The 2,932-nt window shown below is 61.9% G+C and carries 2 protein-coding genes; both read right to left on the bottom strand.

Features of this window, described 5'->3' with window-relative positions; translation table 11 throughout:
- Positions 1–348 (bottom strand): response regulator (locus IV091_RS08635; protein WP_293467611.1); only part of this gene is annotated, 348 nt, incomplete at its 3' end.
- 17 nt (positions 349–365) lie between these two features.
- Positions 366–2,932, bottom strand: a 2,567-nt coding sequence (locus tag IV091_RS08630; protein ID WP_293467609.1) for a PAS domain S-box protein, incomplete at its 5' end; no start/stop codon positions are given.

Genomic DNA, 2,932 nt, shown 5'->3' with positions numbered 1-2,932 from the left:
ATCGATCACGGCATACAAGGCCTGGTAGCGCAAGGGCTTGGCAATATAGGCATCGCAACCGGCTGCCTGGGTTTTTTCCCGGTCCTCTTTCATGGCCATGGCGGTCAGGGCAATCACGGGAATGGCGGCCGTGGCGGCGTCCTGTTTCAGCAGGGCGGTTGCCGCCAGGCCGTCCATGCCCGGCAGCTGGATGTCCATCAGGATGAGGTCGGGCTGGTCCATACGGGCCAGTGTCAACCCGGTTTCGGCATCGACTGCGCGCAGCACCGTATGGCCGGCGCTGGTCAGCAAAAGACAGGCCAGCTTCATGTTGGCCGCGTTATCTTCAATGATCAATATTCTGGCCATCTGGTGCCTCTCTGGATTCAATACGGCAGCAGTGCGCGCTTCACCTCGGCAACAAACTGGGCACGGTTCAATCCAGCTTTTTCTACAACGTGCATGAACTTGCCAGGAGTGTTGTTGAGCGTAGCGCGGTCCAATGCGGTGACTTGCTTGGCTGTCACGATCAGGATCGGGATGTGCGCTGTGTTGGCATGGCGCTGCAGCGCTTCAACGACATCGAAGCCGCTGACTTCCGGCATCATCAGGTCGAGCAAAATCAGGTCCGGCCGCAGCCGCTGCGCCAGGCTTATGGCCTCTGCGCCGCCATAAGCGCGCACCACCGCGTAGGACGGGCTTGGCAGGAATGCCGCAATCACTTCGACCGCCTTGGGGTCGTCGTCTACCACCAGCAGCGTGTGGATCCGTTCGGGGACTGGATGAAGGCCCAGATTGGCCAGGGAAAATTTCAGTTGTGCGCGGCTGACCGGCTTTTGCAGCACGGCGGCAGCGCCGCCAGTCAAGGCCATGGTGCTGTCCGCCAAGCCGGACACGATTACCACCGGTACCTGCGCCGCGCGGCTGATTTCGCGCAGCCGCAAAAGAAATTCCCAGCCGCCCATGCCAGGCAACTGAAGGTCCAGCGTGACCAGGCTCAGGGTTTGCTCTGCAGCCAGCAGCAGTGCGTCCTCGGCCCTGGCGGCATGCAGGACGGTCAGCCCCTCGGCTTCGAGCAGCAGGCGAATCAGGTCGGCTGCCTGCTGATCGTCTTCGACAACCATTGCCATGCGTTCCCCGGGTTCGGCCACGGCCCGGATTGCCGAGTCTGCGCTGTGGCTTGGGTCAGGATCGGCTTGCGCCGGCATGCGCAGCGGCAACCAGGCGGCAAAGCGCGAGCCCTCACCCTCGGCGCTGGCCACACCCACCGTGCCGCCATGCAGTTCAGCCAGTTGTTTGACCATGGCCAGGCCCAGCCCGGTGCCCTCGAACTTGCGCGCCAGGCTGCTGTCGATTTGACTGAAGGCCTGGAACAGCTTGGCCAGGTTGCCTTGCGCAACACCAATGCCGCTGTCGCTGACGGAGAGTTCGAGGAATTCGCTGTGCTCGTTGTCCGCCAGTGCAAAGCTGCGGACCGGCCAGGCACCCGGCAGCGTGCCCACGGTGGGGCGCAGCACGCGCCGCGCGCGCAAGACCACGCGCCCGCCATTGGCACTGAACTTCACCGCATTGGCCAGCAGGTTGTAGACGATCTGCTTGGTCTTTCGGGTGTCCAGCTGCAGCAGGCTCAGATCCCCGGCGGTTTCGAGCTCGAGGTGAATGCGCTGGGCCAGGGCTTTTTCCTTGACGATGGACAGGCTGCCCGACAGCAGCCGGTTCAAATCGACGGTTTCCAGCTCGAGGTCCATCATGCCGGCTTCGACCTTGGACAAGTCCAGAATGTCATTGATCAGGGACAACAGGTGCTGGCCACTCGTGAAAATGTCGTTGACGTATTCCTGGTGGACATCGCTCATCGGGCCCATCAGACCATCCTTGAGCGCTTCTGAAAAGCCGATGATGGCGTTCAGCGGCGTGCGCAACTCGTGCGACATGGTGGCCAGAAATTCGGATTTCATTCGGCTGGCATGCTCCAGTTCGATGTTTTTTTCCTGCAGGGTGCGCTCAAAGCGTTTGCGCTCCGTCACATCGCGCGCGGCCGCAAACACGCCTTGCAGCTTGCGGTCCCGGTCCTGGAAGGTCGCCGCGTTGTAAGACACCACTGTTTCGTCGCCGTTCTGGGCGCGCACGGTCAGCTCATAGTCGCTGACCTTGTTTTCTGTGAGCGCGCGCTTGATGGCGGCATCGGCCCGAACCGGGTCGGTAAAGAAGTTCTTGCAGGGCGCGCCTATCAGCTCGTCGCGCGTGCGCCCGGTCAGCGTCATCATTTGCTGGTTCACGTCCGAGATGAAGCCCTGCGGGTCGGTCATCATCAGCGCATCAATGTTCGATTCGATCAGCGATCGGGTGTAGAACTGCTGGTCGCGCAGCCGCTGGTCCAGCAGTGCCTGCGCCGCCTCGACTTCCTTGCGGGCCGTATTGTCGGTGCCAATCAGCAGATAGCCGATGATGCCCTCCTGTGCATCGCGCAGGGCCGTGACCGAGACGATGGCGGGGAAGCGGCTGCCGTCCTTGCGGATATAGGTCAACTCGTAAATATCTTCGATGCCGCGCGAGGCCTTGAACACCAGTGCCTCAAAACCCGGTGTGATCGGGGTGGAAAGCTCAATGCTCAATGCCTCCGCGCGTGCGATCACCTCCTGCGGATCGGAAATGTCGGCCGGCGTGATCTTGTTCATCACATCGGCGGCGGCGTAGCCGAGCATGCGCTCTGCGCCGACATTGAAAATCTGGATCACGCCTTTTTCGTCGGTGGCGATGCTGGAAAAATTGGCGCTGTTGAAAATCGCGCTCTGCAGGGCACCGGCTTCCAGGAGGGCCTCTTCCGCGCGCTTGCGCGCCGTGTTGTCGGTGCCGATCAGCAGGTAGCCGATGATCGCTTCCTGGTCGTTGCGCAAGGCCGTGACCGACACGACCGCCGGAAAGCGGCTGCCATCCTTGCGGATGTAGGTCA

It is taken from the genome of Polaromonas sp., from assembly GCF_018780625.1.
In the GTDB taxonomy this organism is placed as follows: Bacteria; Pseudomonadota; Gammaproteobacteria; order Burkholderiales; family Burkholderiaceae_C; genus Polaromonas.
Note: the sequence above shows the minus strand (reverse complement) of the source record. Positions and strands in the feature narration are given on the sequence as shown.